Origin of the sequence: Albidovulum sediminis (assembly GCF_025380365.1) — a bacterium.
Lineage (GTDB): Bacteria > Pseudomonadota > Alphaproteobacteria > Rhodobacterales > Rhodobacteraceae > Albidovulum > Albidovulum sediminis.
In genome coordinates this window covers 614,528-630,154 of sequence record NZ_JAOCQF010000003.1, presented here as the reverse complement: position 1 = coordinate 630,154, position 15,627 = coordinate 614,528, and the positions used below count along the sequence as shown (strand labels likewise).

Annotated in this window: 14 protein-coding genes; 9 read left to right on the top strand and 5 right to left on the bottom strand. The window is 65.9% G+C overall.

Going from position 1 to position 15,627, the window contains the following annotated elements; genetic code table 11:
• Window positions 1-237: 237 nt before the first annotated feature.
• The gene (gene msrQ / locus N5I32_RS18000; protein WP_261497302.1) at window positions 238-855 is read right to left on the bottom strand and encodes a protein-methionine-sulfoxide reductase heme-binding subunit MsrQ; all 618 of its coding nucleotides are present in this window, start codon (window positions 853-855) and stop codon (window positions 238-240) included.
• Window positions 855-1,784, bottom strand: a complete 930-nt coding sequence (gene msrP / locus N5I32_RS17995; RefSeq protein ID WP_261497301.1) for a protein-methionine-sulfoxide reductase catalytic subunit MsrP — start codon at window positions 1,782-1,784, stop codon at window positions 855-857. The genes msrQ and msrP overlap by 1 nt, the downstream gene beginning before the upstream one ends.
• 198 nt (window positions 1,785-1,982) lie before the next feature.
• Here msrP and N5I32_RS17990 point away from each other — a divergent pair, with 198 nt between their 5' ends.
• Window positions 1,983-3,503 (top strand): caspase family protein, encoded by a 1,521-nt coding sequence (locus tag N5I32_RS17990; RefSeq protein WP_261497300.1) that lies wholly within the window; start codon window positions 1,983-1,985, stop codon window positions 3,501-3,503.
• A 153-nt stretch (window positions 3,504-3,656) separates the two neighbouring features.
• The gene (locus N5I32_RS17985; RefSeq protein WP_261497299.1) at window positions 3,657-4,223 is read left to right on the top strand and encodes a hypothetical protein; all 567 of its coding nucleotides are present in this window, start codon (window positions 3,657-3,659) and stop codon (window positions 4,221-4,223) included.
• A 71-nt stretch (window positions 4,224-4,294) separates the two neighbouring features.
• On the opposite strand, the gene clpB is transcribed toward N5I32_RS17985, so the two are convergent.
• Window positions 4,295-6,910, bottom strand: a complete 2,616-nt coding sequence (gene clpB / locus N5I32_RS17980; RefSeq protein ID WP_261497298.1) for an ATP-dependent chaperone ClpB — start codon at window positions 6,908-6,910, stop codon at window positions 4,295-4,297.
• 384 nt (window positions 6,911-7,294) lie between these two features.
• Here clpB and N5I32_RS17975 point away from each other — a divergent pair, with 384 nt between their 5' ends.
• Window positions 7,295-7,537 (top strand): hypothetical protein, encoded by a 243-nt coding sequence (locus N5I32_RS17975; protein ID WP_261497297.1) that lies wholly within the window; start codon window positions 7,295-7,297, stop codon window positions 7,535-7,537.
• Here the strand turns inward: N5I32_RS17975 and N5I32_RS17970 are convergent.
• Window positions 7,513-8,247, bottom strand: a complete 735-nt coding sequence (locus N5I32_RS17970) for a copper homeostasis protein CutC (protein ID WP_261497296.1) — start codon at window positions 8,245-8,247, stop codon at window positions 7,513-7,515. The two genes, N5I32_RS17975 and N5I32_RS17970, sit on opposite strands and share 25 nt — an antisense overlap.
• 69 nt (window positions 8,248-8,316) lie before the next feature.
• On the opposite strand from N5I32_RS17970, the gene pyrF reads away from it, so the two are divergent.
• Window positions 8,317-9,039: an orotidine-5'-phosphate decarboxylase gene (gene pyrF, locus N5I32_RS17965; RefSeq protein ID WP_261497295.1), complete on the top strand. Its 723-nt coding sequence runs from the start codon at window positions 8,317-8,319 to the stop codon at window positions 9,037-9,039.
• Window positions 9,040-9,051: 12 nt separating this feature from the next.
• Here pyrF and serB read toward each other — a convergent pair whose 3' ends face one another.
• Window positions 9,052-9,924 (bottom strand): phosphoserine phosphatase SerB, encoded by an 873-nt coding sequence (serB, locus tag N5I32_RS17960; RefSeq protein WP_261497294.1) that lies wholly within the window; start codon window positions 9,922-9,924, stop codon window positions 9,052-9,054.
• 154 nt (window positions 9,925-10,078) lie between these two features.
• Between serB and N5I32_RS17955 the strand changes: the two genes are divergently transcribed.
• The 5 genes from N5I32_RS17955 to N5I32_RS17935 all read left to right on the top strand — a co-directional run bounded on the left by N5I32_RS17955 (window position 10,079) and on the right by N5I32_RS17935 (window position 15,545).
• The gene (locus tag N5I32_RS17955) at window positions 10,079-11,236 is read left to right on the top strand and encodes a phosphoserine transaminase (RefSeq protein ID WP_261497293.1); all 1,158 of its coding nucleotides are present in this window, start codon (window positions 10,079-10,081) and stop codon (window positions 11,234-11,236) included.
• Between the two features lie 50 nt (window positions 11,237-11,286).
• Window positions 11,287-12,882, top strand: a complete 1,596-nt coding sequence (serA, locus tag N5I32_RS17950) for a phosphoglycerate dehydrogenase (protein ID WP_261497292.1) — start codon at window positions 11,287-11,289, stop codon at window positions 12,880-12,882.
• Window positions 12,883-12,982: 100 nt separating this feature from the next.
• Window positions 12,983-13,720, top strand: a complete 738-nt coding sequence (locus N5I32_RS17945; protein ID WP_261497291.1) for a metallophosphoesterase — start codon at window positions 12,983-12,985, stop codon at window positions 13,718-13,720.
• Window positions 13,721-13,761: 41 nt separating this feature from the next.
• Complete coding sequence (locus tag N5I32_RS17940; RefSeq protein WP_261497290.1) at window positions 13,762-14,322, top strand: DUF2585 domain-containing protein; 561 nt, start codon at window positions 13,762-13,764, stop codon at window positions 14,320-14,322.
• 44 nt (window positions 14,323-14,366) lie between these two features.
• Entirely contained in the window at window positions 14,367-15,545 is a 1,179-nt protein-coding gene (locus N5I32_RS17935; RefSeq protein WP_261497289.1) for an acetyl-CoA C-acyltransferase family protein, read from the top strand.
• Window positions 15,546-15,627: the final 82 nt, after the last annotated feature.

Here is a 15,627-nt window from a genome sequence, read left to right as displayed (position 1 = left end):
CTTCGACCGTCCCGCCGTCCAAAGCATCGTTCGCTTCGGTGAGGGGCTATCTACGGACCCACGACAGGGTCCGCAAGTCCTTTTTCCGGGGTTGTCGCATTTTTTTCAAAGTCGGCAAGAAGCGGTCTAGATATTGGGGTCTCAGGATCGCGAAGCACCATGCCCTATACCTTTGACGCAACATTGTTGCGCTCTTGGCCAGCGGCCTGCCGGTCGCGATCGCCGGCGCCGGTGTCGTCAGGCCGAGGCGGGCGCGCCGGCGCGGTTTGAGACCGCACGATAGCCCAGAAGGAGCAGAATCACGCCCAGATACAGGGCGGGGCGCAACGGCCAGGCCTTGACCAGCCACAGGAAGTGCAGCGCCGCAAGAATCGCCACCGCGTAGGCCAGGCGATGCAGGCCTTTCCAGCGGGTGGCTCCGAGTTTGCGGACCGAGGCATTGTTCGAAGACAACGCAAGCGGCGCCATCAGGATCATCGCCACCATTCCGACGGTAATGTAGGGCCGCTTGAGGATGTCGCCTGCCACCTGGTCCAGGCGCAGCCCCATGTCGAGGACGAGCCAGCAAAGGAAATGCAGGACGACATAGACGAAGCTGACGATCCCGATGGCGCGGCGGTATCGGATCAGGTTCAGCCCGAAGATGCGCCGGATCGGGGTAATCGCAAGGCCGGCGACGATCAGCTGCAGCGCCAGCTCCCCCAGCCGATGCTCCATTACCTTGACCGGATCGACCCCCAGCCCTCCGGTTACGCCCTGCCAGAACAGCCAGGCCGGAGGCAGCACGGCCAGGACATAGACCGTCCAGGCCGGCACACGGCGCAACATGTCGTTCAGGCGGTCGACGGGCGACATCAGTAGTCCTTCGTCAGATCCTGTCCGGCGTAGAGCGACGCAACCTCATCCCCATAGCCGTTGAAGAGAAGGGTATCCTGACGCCCCGCGAGAAGCCCGTCGCCGATGCGACGTTCGGAAGCCTGGCTCCAGCGCGGATGATCGACGTTCGGGTTGACGTTGGAGTAGAAACCGTACTCGTGCGGGTTGGTCTGGTTCCACGTCGCGACGGGCTGCGTCTCGGTCAGGGTGATCCTGACGATCGACTTGATCGATTTGAAGCCGTACTTCCACGGCACGACAAGCCGGATCGGTGCACCGTTCTGGTTCGGCATCTCCTCGCCGTAAAGTCCGGTTGCAAGGATCGTGAGCGGGTGCATCGCCTCGTCGAGGCGTAGGCCTTCTCGGTAGGGCCAATCGAGAATCGGATAGGCCTGACCCGGCATCTGCTCCGGACGGTAGAGCGTTTCGAAGGCGACGAACCTTGCCGCCGCACCCACCCCGACCCGGTCAAGGAGTGCGGACAGCGGAAATCCGATCCAGGGCACGACCATGGACCAGGTCTCCACGCAGCGCAGGCGGTAGATCCGCTCCTCCAGCACGACCCCCTTCAGGATATCTTCCAGCGCGTAGGAACCGGGGCGATCCACCAGGCCGTCGATCTCGATCGACCAGGGGTCTGTCACCAGCGAACCTGACTTGGCGGCAGGATCTTCCTTGTCGGTGCCGAACTCATAGAAATTGTTATAGCTCGTGATCTCCGCCAGCGTGTTCGGCTCGGCGTCGGTCGAATAGGGAGAGGGAGCCGCGACGATGCGGGCATTCGCGCCGCCCGCGACCGCCCCGATCAGCGCCCCTCCAGCGGTCGCCATCAACTGGCGCCGATTGAGGAAGGCGGCTTTCGGCGTGACATCGGACCACCTGAGTCCGGACCTCCGGGACCTGCGCATTCACACCTCCGACTTCACTGCGCCGAACGTAGCCCCGAAATGTCGCTGCACCAAGGCAACTGATCTCAATTTTGCGTTCAATCGCTGAAACAAGTCCGGGCGCGGTCGTTCAATTCTGTTGCGTCACAACAGTTTCTGCTATGCGATACGGGGATCTTCGCGGTACATCCGCGCTCAGCACCAAGACGGTAACGCCCTGTGAAAAAGCGTAAGGACAACCCGCCGCGCCGCAAGCCCGTGAGGCCGGGCCTGCTGCTTCTGCTCCTGCTGACCGCCCTGCTGTCCTACGCTCCGGCCCATGCGGCGGACCGAGTCGCACTCGTCATCGGCATGGCGCAATATCGCAATGTCCCGGCGCTGGAAAACACGGTCAACGACGCGCGCCTGTTGGCCGCAACACTGGACCGGATCGGATTTGACGTCACCACGCTGATCGACACCCCGCAGGAGGAACTGCGCGGCGAACTGGAGCGGTTCGCCTTCCGCTCCGAAACCGCGGATCTGGCGCTGATCTACTTCGCCGGCCACGGGGTCGAGGTCGCGGGCGAGAACTTCCTGCTTCCCGTCGACGTCAACGTGCGCTCCAACAAGGATGTGCAACGTCAGTCCATATCGCTCAAGGACCTGCTTCAGGTCGTGGACAGCGCGCGCAAGATGCGGATCGTCATCCTCGACAGTTGCCGCAACAACCCTCTTGGCGATGGGATCCTGCATGACGAAGGCGAAGCCGCGGCGGCAAGCGGTGGCGGTCTTGCACCGCCCTCGCCGGACCGCGGCACACTTGTCGCCTTTGCTGCGCGCGACGGGCAGGTGGCGCTGGATGGGAACGGATCCAACAGCCCCTTTGCCATTGCGCTATCCGAAAAGCTTGCCGAACCGGGGCTGGAAATCAGCCTGATGTTCCGGCAGGTCCGCGACGACGTGCTGGCGGCGACGCAGAACCTGCAGGAGCCGAACACTTACGGCTCGCTCTCCGGGGTGCCGTTCTACCTCGCGGGGTCGCCGGAACTGCGAGACCAACTCGCCACCGACGATCGCCGGGTGGCTTGGGCGGCCATCGGGTCGAACCAGGAATCGCAACTGCGGTCGCTGGCGGACTCGGGCGACGCGCGCGCCATGCTTGGCCTTGCCTACATGCGGCTCGATACCGGTGGAACCGAGTTCGATCCCGCGCAGGCGGCCGAACTGTTCGGGCGCGCCGCCGAGGCGGGATCACCCGAGGCGCAGTATGAACTGGCCAAGCTCTACGAGAAGGGTATCGGCGTTCCGCAGGACAACGCGCGGGCACTGGAACTGTTCCAGAAGTCGGCCGATCAGGGCTTTTCGGACGCCGTGAACGACATGGGCTTCTTCTACTATCAGGGCAGCTTCGGGCTTCAGCGTGACGCGCTCAAGGCGCTTCAGTATTTCGAGCAGGCAGCGGACCTCCGGCATCCGCAGGCCATGTTCAACTTCGCCGCACTGATCGACGACGGTATTGTCCCCGGCAAGGGGGCACCGGACGCCGGAAAATACCTGTATCAGGCGCTGCGTTCGGGGAGTGCGGCCGTCTTTCAGCAACTTTCCGATCGTCCGACCATGTTTTCGCTGGAAACACGCAAGGCCTTGCAGCAAGAACTTACTGAGCATGCATTCTATTCCGGCCCGATCGACGGCGATTTCGGGCCGGGCACGCAAAAGGCGGTCAGGGTCGCCTACGGTTTGAACACGGAGGGGTAAGGGATGATGGTCTTCGGGACTGGTTTTAAGGCACAGGGCGGACTTGTCAGCGCGGGCGCAATTCTTGCAGCCCTGCTTTCGGCCGAGATGGCGGCGGCAGCGCCCGTGACGGGGCTTCCCGGGGACCTGGCAGCAGGGGTGTCAGGGACCTTCATGTCCGAGCCCGGCGTGCAGCTGTTCCAGGTCCAGTGCGGAAGTTTCGACGGCGAGGGGAGCTGCGAGGAGTCTCCCCAGACCAAATCGAACGTCTCGATCCCCGTGACCGAGAAGACGACGCAGGACATCGTCGACATCATTTCGACCGCGACCGACACCTGTTCGGACGAATGGATCAACGAAACCTACCGTATCGACTGTATCCGGCAGACACTTCTCCTGGCGGCAGCCAGACTTCCGACACGGGGCGACTATGCCCCTGTCCGGGAGGCCCTGGTCGATGCCGCCGAAAAGCTGGACCGGATCGTCGCGCAGAACAGTGCTGCCGCGTCGGGGCGGGTCACCCCGCCGATTGGCGGTCGCCCGCTTGCGCCGACATTGCCGCCACTGCGCGCGGTAAGCCCGGAAGCCCAGGAAAAGGCCGTCGCAGAGGCGCTTGCCGTTCTGGAGGAGGCGGAAACCATCCTTCTCCGTTCCGCCGAGAACTCCACGCGCCGGCTTGAGCATTATCAACAGGTGGCACAGGCCATCGACTCTACGAAGGTTCTCCTGCGGTCGTCGTAACGCCGGCGCGGCAGCGATTTGACTGGCAGGTCAGAAGCAAGGCGCGGGGAACAGTCCCCGCGCCTTCTTCGTCAGTGCAGTACCGCATCTTCCGGGCGCGGGCGGGACGAACGCGACACCCGCTCGCCCACCATCAGCCCATCCGCCCCGGCGCTCACATGGACCGTGTCGCCGTCCCTGACATCTCCGGCCAGGATCATCTCGGCCAGCGGATCCTGCAGGTGGCGCTGGATCACCCGCTTCAGGGGGCGGGCACCAAAGACCGGATCATAGCCTTCGTCCGCGAGCCACTTCGTCGCCGCGGGATCAAGATCGAGCGCGATCTTGCGCTGCGCCAGCCGTTTCTCGAGCCGCCGGAGCTGGATCGTCACGATCCCGTCCATGTCCGCCCGCGACAGACGGTCGAAGATGATCTGGTCGTCGAGCCGGTTCAGGAACTCCGGACGGAAGTGCGCGCGCACGGCGTCCATGACGTCGCGCCGGGCCTCTGCGCTGTCGGCGCCGTCCGGCAGCAGGCTCAGCGCCTGGCTGCCGAGGTTCGAGGTCAGCACGATCAGCGTCTGCTTGAAGTCGACCGTCCGGCCCTGACCGTCGGTCAGGATGCCATCGTCAAGCACCTGCAGAAGCACGTTGAACACATCGGGATGCGCCTTTTCCACCTCGTCGAACAGCACGACCTGATAGGGCCGCCTCCGCACCGCTTCGGTCAGAACACCGCCCTCGTCATAGCCGACATAGCCCGGAGGCGCGCCGATCAGGCGGGCGACCGAATGCTTCTCCATGAACTCCGACATGTCGATGCGGACCATCGCATGTTCGTCGTCGAAGAGATACTCGGCCAGCGCCTTGGTCAGTTCCGTCTTGCCGACACCGGTCGGCCCGAGGAACAGGAACGAGCCCAGCGGCCGGTTCTCGTCGTTCAGCCCCGCGCGCGCGCGGCGGACGGCGTTTGACACCGCCACCACGGCAGGCTGCTGGCCGACTACACGCTTGCCAAGCTCCTCCTCCATCTTGAGGAGCTTTTCCCGCTCGCCCTCCAACATCTTGGTCGTCGGGATGCCAGTCCAGCGTTCGACAACCTCGGCGATCTGTTCGGGGCGAACGGCCTCCTCGACCATCAGCCCGTCCTCGCGCGCCTCGGCTTCGGCCAGCTTGCGCTCGATCTCGGGGATGCGGCCGTACTGAAGCTCGCCCGCCTTGGCAAAGTTACCCTCGCGCTTGGCGTGTTCCAGTTCGTTGCGCGCCTGCTCCAGCTCGCCCTTGAGCGCCTGTGCCGCGTTCAGCTTGTCGCGTTCTGCCTGCCACTTCGCCGTCATCTCCGCCGAGCGTTGCTGCAGGTCGGACAACTCCTTCTCCAGCCTTTCAAGCCGGTCCCGGCTGGCGGCGTCGTCCTCTTTCTTCAGCGCCTCCGCCTCGATCTGCTTCTGCAGGATCTCGCGGTCGAGCGCGTCCAGCTCCTCGGGTTTCGAATCCACCTCCATGCGCAGCCGCGATGCGGCCTCGTCCACAAGGTCGATCGCCTTGTCGGGAAGGAAGCGGTCGGTGATGTAGCGATGCGAAAGCGTCGCCGCCGCGACAAGGGCTGAGTCGCTGATCCGCACGCCGTGGTGCAGCTCGTATTTCTCCTTGATCCCGCGCAGGATCGAGACGGTATCCTCGACCGTCGGCTCCTCGACCATGACCGGCTGGAACCGCCGGGCAAGGGCCGCGTCCTTCTCGATGTACTTGCGGTACTCATCCAGCGTGGTGGCCCCCACGCAGTGCAGTTCCCCCCGCGCCAGCGAGGGCTTGATCAGGTTCGCTGCGTCCATGGCGCCGTCGGTCTTGCCCGCGCCGACAAGCGTATGCAGCTCGTCGATGAACAGGATGATCTCGCCCGACGCCGATTCGATCTCCTTCAGGATCGCCTTCAGCCGCTCCTCGAACTCGCCGCGGTACTTCGACCCCGCGATCAGGGCACCCATGTCGAGCGCCATCAGCTTTTTGTTGCGCAGGCTTTCTGGCACGTCGCCATTCACGATGCGAAGCGCCAGGCCCTCGGCGATCGCGGTCTTGCCGACGCCGGGCTCGCCGATCAGCACGGGGTTGTTCTTCGTGCGCCGCGACAGCACCTGCATCGTCCGGCGAATCTCTTCGTCGCGGCCGATGATCGGGTCGATCTTGCCTTCCTCGGCCATGACCGTCAGGTCGCGCGCATATTTCTTCAGCGCCTCATAGCCTTCCTCGGCCGATGCCGTGTCGGCGGTCCGCCCCTTGCGGATGTCATTGATCGCGGCATTCAGCGTCTGCGCCGTGACCGCGCCGGCATCCAGCGCATCCTTCGCGCGCGTGTTGACCATGGCCAGCGCCATCAGGATGCGCTCGACCGGCACGAAGCTGTCGCCCGCCTTCTTCGCCAGCTTCTCTGCCTCATCAAGCACGCGTACGAGCGAGGTGTCGACGTAGACCTCGCCCGTGCCGCCGGACACCTTCGGCTGCTTGGCGACGACGGCCTCGACCGCCTCCACCACGCGCTCCGGCGCCCCGCCGGCACGACGGATCAGGTTGGCCGAAAGCCCCTGATCGTCATCCATGAAAGCCTTGAGAAGATGCTCGGGCATCACGCGCTGATGTCCCTCGCGCATCGCGATGGTCTGGGCAGCCTGGAGAAAGCCGCGCGACCGTTCCGTGAACTTTTCCATGTTCATCGGCACACTCCTTGTCAAAGCACCCATCCGTCGGCGCCCGCATCGCGGCACACCTTCCTGGGCCTGCCCCTTACTTGGGATGGAGGGCTGCACCCATCAAGTGCCTTGCCCGCATGAACTTCGAACGGATTGCCGCAGTCTCAAGGGTTGGCGCATCAGCGTGAACCGTATCGTAACCTTCATCGGGCAGGGTGACCTCAGACCAGAGACGGAGCACCCCATGTCCAGTATCGCCCAATCGCTCGCTACCGTTGTCGCGGGCCTTCGCAACCGCGGCGTTCGATCCGAACCGCCGCAGCTGACCGCCATCGCCTGGCAATCGCGCCTGCATATTGGGCGTCGAACCGTTCGGGTGTTCGGTACCGCCCGGCGGCTTGTCGCGTGATGCGCATCCTTTCAGCCCGTGTCGTTCACGCGCGCCGCGACAACCGCACCCGAAAGGTGGAGGCAATCGTCAGGCTGATGGCCGAATCCGGCCCGGGTGGCGGGATCATGCGGGTCGACGTCGCGGTTGCGGCACCGGGCCGCGCGCCGGGCGCCGCCCGGTTGCGCGAACGCCTGCTCGCGGCCGCCAAGCTGGCCTTCGCCGCCGCCCCATCCGCCTATCGGGCGCGCCGCGCCGCCTGAGCCCGGTCCAGCGCCGCCTTCAGTGCGCGAACCTTGTCGACACTGGTTGTCAGGCGATCGGCCTGACCGAAGCCCAGCGCCACCGCCTTCGGATCGAGCGCGGTCGCGGCGGAGCAGGAACTGTGCACTTCGCTGACCGGAAGACGCGCGATCAGCGCGGCCACGTTCGCTTCGTCGATGCCGGCGCCGGGAAGAATGCCGATCCGGCCAGCGGCCGACGCGCAGATGCCGGCCAGGGCGTCCGCCCCCTCAGGCGCGCCGACCGCACCGCCCGAGGTCAGAATGCGGTCGATCCCCAGGGAAAGCGCGACCTCGATCGCTTCCGAAAAGTCCGGAACAAGGTCGAAAACCCGGTGCAGCGTCACGCTCATCCCCCTCGCCGCGTCGCGCAACCGGCCAAGCGCATCGGCATCGAGCCGGCAATCCGGCGACGCCGCCCCAATCACCACGCCGGCAAGGCCGGCCTGCCGCGCGGCGTGAACGTCGGACACCATCGTATCGACTTCGTCGCGGGAAAACCGGAAATCGCCCGCCCTGGACCGTATCAGCGCGTGAACCGGCACCGGAACCTCTCGCGCCCGGGCCATCTGCCCCGCCGACGGGGTCAGGCCCCCCACCTCCAGCGCTGCGCAAAGCTCGATCCGGTCTGCCCCGCCCGCGACCGCAGCCATCATCCCCTCGACACTGTCGACACAGACTTCCAGCCTCATTTTCCCTCCGGGTTCTTGACAGCCACGCCTCCGCGCCCCAAACCGCGCCCGGCAGGAAGGGAGACCCGCATGACCCAGCCCGATGACCGCCTGATCGTCGCCCTGGATGTTCCCGATGCGCTGTCCGGCTTCGCGCTGGCCGACACGCTCGGCGATTCCGTCGGTTTCTACAAGATCGGGCTTGGCATGCTGACTGGCGGCGGGCTCGCCCTGGCCAACGAACTCAAGCAGGATCGCGGCAAGCGCATCTTCCTCGACATGAAGCTTTTCGACATCGGCGCGACGATCGAGGCCGCGGTGCGCGGCATTGCGCGATTCGAGCTCGACTTCCTCACCGTGCACGGCGACCCGCATGTGGTGCGCGCCGCACGGGAAGGCGCCGCAGGCTCGGATCTGAGGATTCTCGCCGTGACGATCCTCACCTCGCTCGACCGCGCCGATCTGGATGCGGGACTGATCCGGCCGGGCGATCTGCGCGAGATCGTGAGCGAGCGCGCCGCCCGCGCCTTCGAGGCCGGGGCCCATGGCGTCATCGCCTCGCCGCAAGAGGCGGCGATGATCCGCGCGCTGCCGGAATCCGACGGCAGGCTGATCGTAACGCCGGGCGTCCGCCCAGCCGGGTCCGCCCTCGGCGATCAGAAGCGCGTGGCAACCCCGGCGCAGGCCGTCGCGGACGGGGCCGACCACATCGTTGTCGGGCGTCCGATCTGGCAGGCCGCGGACCCGCGCGCCGCGGCGGAAGGGATCATCGCGGAGCTTGCCTCACCACAGGCGCAACGGCCCAACCGCTAGGATCGGCGCGTCTCAGGCAAACTCGCCCACCGAGTAGCCCTGGATGTAAAGCAGCGCTGTCAGGTCGCCGTGGTTGATGCGGATGTCGCACTGCGCGGCAACGGAGGGCTTGGCATGAAGCGCGACCCCCGCGCCCGCAAGCTGGAGCATCCCCAGATCGTTTGCGCCGTCGCCGACCGCCATCACCGCCTCCGCCCCGATGCCGAGCCGGGCCGAGATGTCCCGCAGCGCGGCGACCTTCGCCTCCCGTCCCAGAATCGGCCTGGCCACGTCGCCCGTCAGCACGCCGTTCTCCGCCAGCAAAGTGTTCGCCTTGTGCTCGTCGAAGCCGAGCGCCGTCGATACTTCGTCGGTAAAGGCGGTGAAACCTCCGGACACCAGCGCGGCATAGCCGCCGTTCGCCTTCATCGTGGCGATCAGTTCGCGCCCGCCGGGGGTAAAGGTGATCCGCTCCGCGAGAACCTGCGCGATCACCGTTTCGGGAAGCCCCTTGAGCAGGCTGACCCGCTCGACCAGCGCCGCCTCGAAGTCAAGCTCTCCGTTCATCGCCCGCGCCGTGATTGCGGCGACATGGGCCCCGACCCCCGCCATGTCGGCCAGTTCGTCGATGCATTCCTGCCCGATCATGGTCGAATCCATATCCGCCAGCAGCATTTTCTTGCGGCGACCCTCGGCGGCCTGAACCACGAGATCGATGCCAACCCGCTGCAAATCCGCCCAGACATCCCAGCGGTTCGCCGGTATCCGCGGCAACGCGAACTCGGCGGCGATGCCGGGATTGAGCCAACTGGCGGCCCCTCCGCCCCAGGCATCGCGCAGGGCTTCGACGGCGGCACGGTCAAGGTCGGCGCGGGCGGGGCTGGCAAGAAGCGTGGCAACATACATGTGTCTGTTTCCGATAGTGGACGGCGGGCGTCGCATTTCATGTCCCAAGCGGCGCTTTATGGCAGTTTTCCCGCTTGTGCCAGCCCCGGCCGCCGCATATCGCTTGCGGCGGGACACCCCTCCCCAACGAGGGGCGGTTATCTGGAAGGATACCATGACAGACGTGACGACCCCGGCTGCGCGGCCGGCAAATCCGCGCTTCTCTTCGGGCCCCTGCGCGAAGATCCCCGGCTTCTCTCTCGACCTGCTGTCGGATGCGCCCCTCGGGCGTTCGCATCGTGCCGCCATCGGCAAGGCCAAGCTGAAAGAGGCGATCGACCTGAGCCGCGAAATCCTCGGCGTTCCCGCCGGATACCGCCTCGGCATCGTGCCCGCGTCGGACACCGGCGCGGTGGAGATGGCGCTTTGGGGTCTGCTCGGCCCGCGCCCGGTCGAGATGCTGGCCTGGGAAAGTTTCGGCGAAGGCTGGGTGACCGATGTCGTCAAGCAGTTGAAGCTCGATGCCACAGTCAGGAAGGCCCCCTACGGAGAGATCGTCGATTTCGCCACCGTGGATTTCGACCGCGACGTGGTCTTCACCTGGAACGGCACCACCTCGGGCGTGCGCGTTCCGAACGGTGACGCGATCCCCGCCGACCGCAAGGGCCTCACGATCTGCGACGCGACCTCCGCCGCCTTCGCGATGGACCTGCCCTGGGACAAACTCGATGTCGTGACCTTCTCCTGGCAGAAGGTGCTGGGCGGCGAAGGTGGCCATGGTGTCCTCGTCCTGTCGCCCCGCGCGGTGGAGCGTCTGGAAACCCACACGCCCGCATGGCCGATGCCGAAGATCTTCCGCCTGACCAAGTCTGGCCGCCTGATCGAAGGCATCTTTCAGGGCGAAACGATCAACACGCCCTCCATGCTCTGCGTCGAAGATTACCTTGTCGCGTTGAAATGGGCGCGATCGATCGGCGGGCTCACGGGCCTGATCGCGCGGGCCGAGGCCAACGCGAAGGCGGTCCGCGACTTCATCGCCGGCAAGGACTGGATCGCCGACCTCGCGGTTGACCCGGCGACCGCCTCGACCACCTCGGTCTGCCTGCGGTTCACCGACGCGCGCATTGCCGATGGGGCGGCCTTTGCCAAGGCGGTGGCCAAGCGGCTTGAACGGCAGGGCGTGGCGCTTGACGCCGGCGCTTACCGCGATGCCCCTCCGGGCCTCAGGATCTGGTGCGGCTCGACGGTCGAGACCGCCGATGTCGCGGCACTGATGCCGTGGATCGAATGGGCGTTCCACGCCGAGATCGCCGCGCAGACGGTCGCGGCCTGAACGGCCGCACCTGACACCCCGAACATCCCGACATTCAAGGAGCCTTATACATGGCACCCAAAGTTCTGGTTTCCGACAAGCTTTCCGAAACCGCCGTCCAGATTTTCCGCGACCGCGGGGTTGAGGTCGACTACCTGCCCGACCTCGGCAAGGACAAGGACAAGCTGCTGGACGTCATCGGTCAGTATGACGGCCTCGCGATACGTTCCGCCACCAAGGTCAGCGACAAGGTGCTTGCCGCGGCCACCCGCCTGCGGGTGATCGGCCGCGCCGGGATCGGCGTCGACAACGTCGACATTCCGGCGGCGTCGAAGAAGGGCGTCATCGTGATGAACACGCCGTTCGGCAACTCCGTCACCACCGCCGAACATGCGATCGCGATGATGTTCGCCGTGGCACGGCAACTGCCGGAAGCCTCCGTCTCGACCCATGACGGCAAGTGGGAAAAGAACCGCTTCATGGGCGTGGAACTTTTCAACAAGACGCTGGGCGTGATCGGCGCGGGCAACATCGGCGGCATTGTCTGCGACCGTGCGCTCGGGCTGCACATGAAAGTCGTCGCCTACGACCCGTTCCTCAGCGATGAGCGGGCGAAAGCGATGGGCGTGACGAAGGTCGAACTGGACGAGCTTCTGGCACGGTCGGACTTCATCACGCTGCACGTGCCGCTGACCGACAAGACACGCAACATCCTGTCGCGCGAGAACATCACCAAGACGAAGAAGGGCGTGCGCATCATCAACTGCGCGCGCGGCGGGCTTGTGGACGAGGCAGCGCTGGCCGAGGCGCTGAAATCGGGCCACGTTGCAGGCGCCGCCTTCGACGTGTTCGAGGTGGAGCCTGCAACGGACTCGCCGCTGTTCCATCTCCCCAACGTCGTGGCGACGCCGCATCTGGGCGCCGCCACGACCGAGGCGCAGGAGAACGTGGCGCTTCAGGTGGCCGAGCAGATGTCGGACTACCTCCTGACGGGCGCGGTGCAGAACGCGCTCAACATGCCTTCGGTCACCGCCGAGGAAGCCGCCGTCATGGGGCCCTGGCTGAAGCTGGCCGATCACCTGGGGGCATTTGCCGGTCAACTGACCGATGAGCCGATCAAGGCGATCAACGTGCTCTACGACGGCACGGTTTCGGCGATGAACCTGCAGGCGCTGAACTGCGCAGCGATCGCCGGCATCCTGAAGGCGACGAACCCGGACGTGAACCTGGTGTCCGCCCCCGTCGTTGCGCGCGAACGCGGCATCCATATATCGACCACGCGGCAGGAAAAGGGCGGCGTGTTCGACGGCTACATCAAGTTGACGGTGGTGACCGACAAGCGTGACCGGTCGATAGCCGGCACCGTCTTCTCGGACGGCAAGCCCCGTTTCATCCAGATCAAGGGGATCAACATCGACGCCGAAATCGGCAGCCACATGCTCTATACGACGAACGAGGATGTGCCCGGCATCATCGGCACGCTGGGCCAGACCCTGGGGAATGCCGGGGTCAACATCGCCAACTTCACGCTTGGCCGGGCCAAGGCCGGGGGGGATGCGATAGCTCTTCTCTATCTCGACGAGCGTCTGCCGGAAGCCGTGCAGAAGCAACTGATCGCGACGGGCAGGTTCAGCCAGGTCAGGCCGCTCGAATTCAACGTCGGCTGAGCGGGATCAGGGGCCGCCGGACCGGCATGACGCCGCCGGTCCGGGCATTGCGGCCCCCGCCGAGGCGGGATAGGGTCCGCCCCACCCTCGGGGAGAAGGCATGCGAACCTACGCGATCGGCGACATTCATGGCTATCTCGACAAGCTCGAGTCTGCGCACCGGCTGATTTCCCGGGACCGGGCGGAACATGACGACACGCTCTCGCCGGTTGTTCATGTGGGCGACATGGTCGATCGGGGCCCGGACAGTCGGGGTGTGCTGGATTTTCTTCTGGCGGGGCTTGACCGGGGCGAACCCTGGGTCATTCTCAAGGGCAACCATGACAGGATGTTCGCGGGATTTCTGGACGATCCCGACCATCACGACGCCGGGCTTCGCGCCGACCTGAACTGGATCCACCCGCGCCTTGGCGGCGAACAGACGCTTGCCTCCTATGGCGTGACCGGCGTGGGCGAACGCTTTCTCTCCGACCTCGGAGCGGCGGCACGCCGGGCCGTGCCGGCCGCGCACCGGGACTTTCTCGCCGCACTTCCGACGTCCTTCGCCAGGGGCGAGGCGCTTTTCGTCCATGCGGGCATCCGGCCCGGCGTCCCGCTGGCCCGGCAGACCGAAACCGATCTCGTCTGGATCCGCTCCCCCTTTCTGGAGGATCCGCGCGATCACGGCGCGCTTGTCGTGCACGGTCACACGCCCGTCGACGTGGCCACGCACTATGGCAACCGACTGAACATCGACACCGGCGCGGGCTACGGCAACGCCCTCTCCGCCATCGTGCTCGAAGGGCGGGACGCGTTCCTGCTGACGCCGCAAGGACGCGTGCCGCTACGTCACGAATAACCCCGCTTTACGGGCGGCGATGTGCATGCTTGCCTGCGGCCATGAGCCGGACCGCACGCCCCTACTGGATCGTCCTTGCCACTTTCGCGGTGGCCGCCCTTTGGCTTCTCTGGGCCGGGCGGGTGCCGATCTGCACCTGTGGCTACATCAAGCTCTGGCACGGCCAGACCATGAGTTCCGAGAACTCCCAGCATCTTTCGGACTGGTACACGCCATCGCATATCCTGCACGGCATCCTCTTTTACGCGGCGCTCTGGCCCTTTGCGCGAAGGATCGGTTTCGGCTGGCGCCTGGCCATCGCCACCGCGGTCGAAGCCGCGTGGGAAATGATCGAGAATTCCGCCTGGATCATCGAGCGTTACCGCGCTGTCACCATCTCGCTCGACTATTACGGCGACAGCGTCGTGAACTCGCTCGCCGACATCCTTGCGATGGTGGCGGGGTTCTACCTGGCGCGGGCGTTGCCGGTCTGGGCAAGCATACTTGTCATCGTCGGGTTCGAGGCCTTGACGATGTGGATCATCCGCGATGGCCTCGCGCTCAACATCCTGATGCTCATCTACCCGCTCGACGCCATTCGCGACTGGCAGGCGGGTCTCTGAAAACCGGCGCGGCAGCGGCCGGCACCATGCGAAGGGGTTCAACCATGACCGACGACATCGTCATCCTGTCCGCCAAGCGCACCGCGATCGGCACTTTTGGCGGCAGCCTGGCCGACGTGGCACCCATTGACCTCGCCGCCACTGCGACGCGCGCGGCACTGGAAAGCGCCAAGGTCGACCCCGCGCAGATCGGCCATGTCGTCTTCGGCCACGTCATCAACACCGAACCGCGCGACATGTACCTTTCGCGGGTCGCGGCGATGAATGCGGGTATTCCTCACGGCACGCCGGCGATGAATGTCAACCGCCTGTGCGGATCGGGCGCTCAGGCGATCGTTTCTGCAATGCAGGCTCTCATGCTGGGCGACGCCGACTTCGCGCTTGCGGGCGGCGCGGAATGCATGAGCCGTTCGCCCCATGCGCTTCAGTCCGCGCGCTGGGGGCAGAAGATGGGCGACACCCGCATCCTGGACATGATGATCGGTGCGCTTTCCTGCCCGTTCGGCACCGGCCACATGGGCGTCACCGCCGAAAACGTCGCGCGCGAACACGGGATCAGCCGCGCCGCGCAGGATGACTTTGCGCTGCAAAGCCAGACGCGCGCCGCCGAAGCCATCGACGCGGGCCGCTTCAGGGATCAGATCGTGCCGGTCGAGGTCACGACCCGCAAGGGCACCGTCGTCTTCGATACCGATGAGCACCCCAAGGCCACGACACCCGAAGCGCTTGCCGCGCTCAGGCCCGCGTTCCAGAAGGACGGCACGGTCACCGCAGGCAACGCCTCCGGGATCAACGACGGGGCGGCCGCACTCGTCCTGGCCCGCGCGGGCGCCGCCAACCGGGCAGGGCTTGCACCCCGTGCGCGCATCCTCGGCTATGCCCACGCGGGCGTCCGGCCCGATGTCATGGGCATCGGCCCGATCCCCGCGGTCCAGGCGCTGTGCGCCCGCACCGGGCTTTCGGCGGAGGACTTCGACATCATCGAATCGAACGAGGCATTTGCGGCGCAGGCGCTGGCCGTGTCGCAGGCGCTCGGCCTTGATCCCGCCAGGGTGAACCCGAACGGCGGCGCCATCGCGCTTGGCCACCCCGTGGGCGCGACGGGCGCCATCCTCACCGTCAAGGCGCTGCATGAACTGGAGCGTTCGGGCGGAAGGCGCGCGCTTGTGACGATGTGCATCGGCGGCGGCCAGGGCATCGCTTTGGCCATCGAGCGCCTGTGATCAAGGCGCAAGGCCCCGCGGCAGAGCGGCATTAAACGTCCCTTCATCCATCGCGGCGATGGTGTTTCCGGCACGCTCGGTC

Coding starts and splice junctions, on each gene's coding strand:
- serB (WP_261497294.1), bottom strand. CDS start 9,924: ATGTATGTTGCCACGCTTCTTGCCAGCCCCGCCCGCGCCGACCTTGAC.
- N5I32_RS17955 (WP_261497293.1), top strand. CDS start 10,079: ATGACAGACGTGACGACCCCGGCTGCGCGGCCGGCAAATCCGCGCTTC.
- pyrF (WP_261497295.1), top strand. CDS start 8,317: ATGACCCAGCCCGATGACCGCCTGATCGTCGCCCTGGATGTTCCCGAT.
- msrP (WP_261497301.1), bottom strand. CDS start 1,784: ATGCGCAGGTCCCGGAGGTCCGGACTCAGGTGGTCCGATGTCACGCCG.
- N5I32_RS17970 (WP_261497296.1), bottom strand. CDS start 8,247: ATGAGGCTGGAAGTCTGTGTCGACAGTGTCGAGGGGATGATGGCTGCG.
- serA (WP_261497292.1), top strand. CDS start 11,287: ATGGCACCCAAAGTTCTGGTTTCCGACAAGCTTTCCGAAACCGCCGTC.
- N5I32_RS17975 (WP_261497297.1), top strand. CDS start 7,295: ATGCGCATCCTTTCAGCCCGTGTCGTTCACGCGCGCCGCGACAACCGC.
- N5I32_RS17945 (WP_261497291.1), top strand. CDS start 12,983: ATGCGAACCTACGCGATCGGCGACATTCATGGCTATCTCGACAAGCTC.
- N5I32_RS17935 (WP_261497289.1), top strand. CDS start 14,367: ATGACCGACGACATCGTCATCCTGTCCGCCAAGCGCACCGCGATCGGC.
- N5I32_RS17985 (WP_261497299.1), top strand. CDS start 3,657: ATGTCCGAGCCCGGCGTGCAGCTGTTCCAGGTCCAGTGCGGAAGTTTC.
- N5I32_RS17940 (WP_261497290.1), top strand. CDS start 13,762: ATGAGCCGGACCGCACGCCCCTACTGGATCGTCCTTGCCACTTTCGCG.
- msrQ (WP_261497302.1), bottom strand. CDS start 855: ATGTCGCCCGTCGACCGCCTGAACGACATGTTGCGCCGTGTGCCGGCC.
- clpB (WP_261497298.1), bottom strand. CDS start 6,910: ATGAACATGGAAAAGTTCACGGAACGGTCGCGCGGCTTTCTCCAGGCT.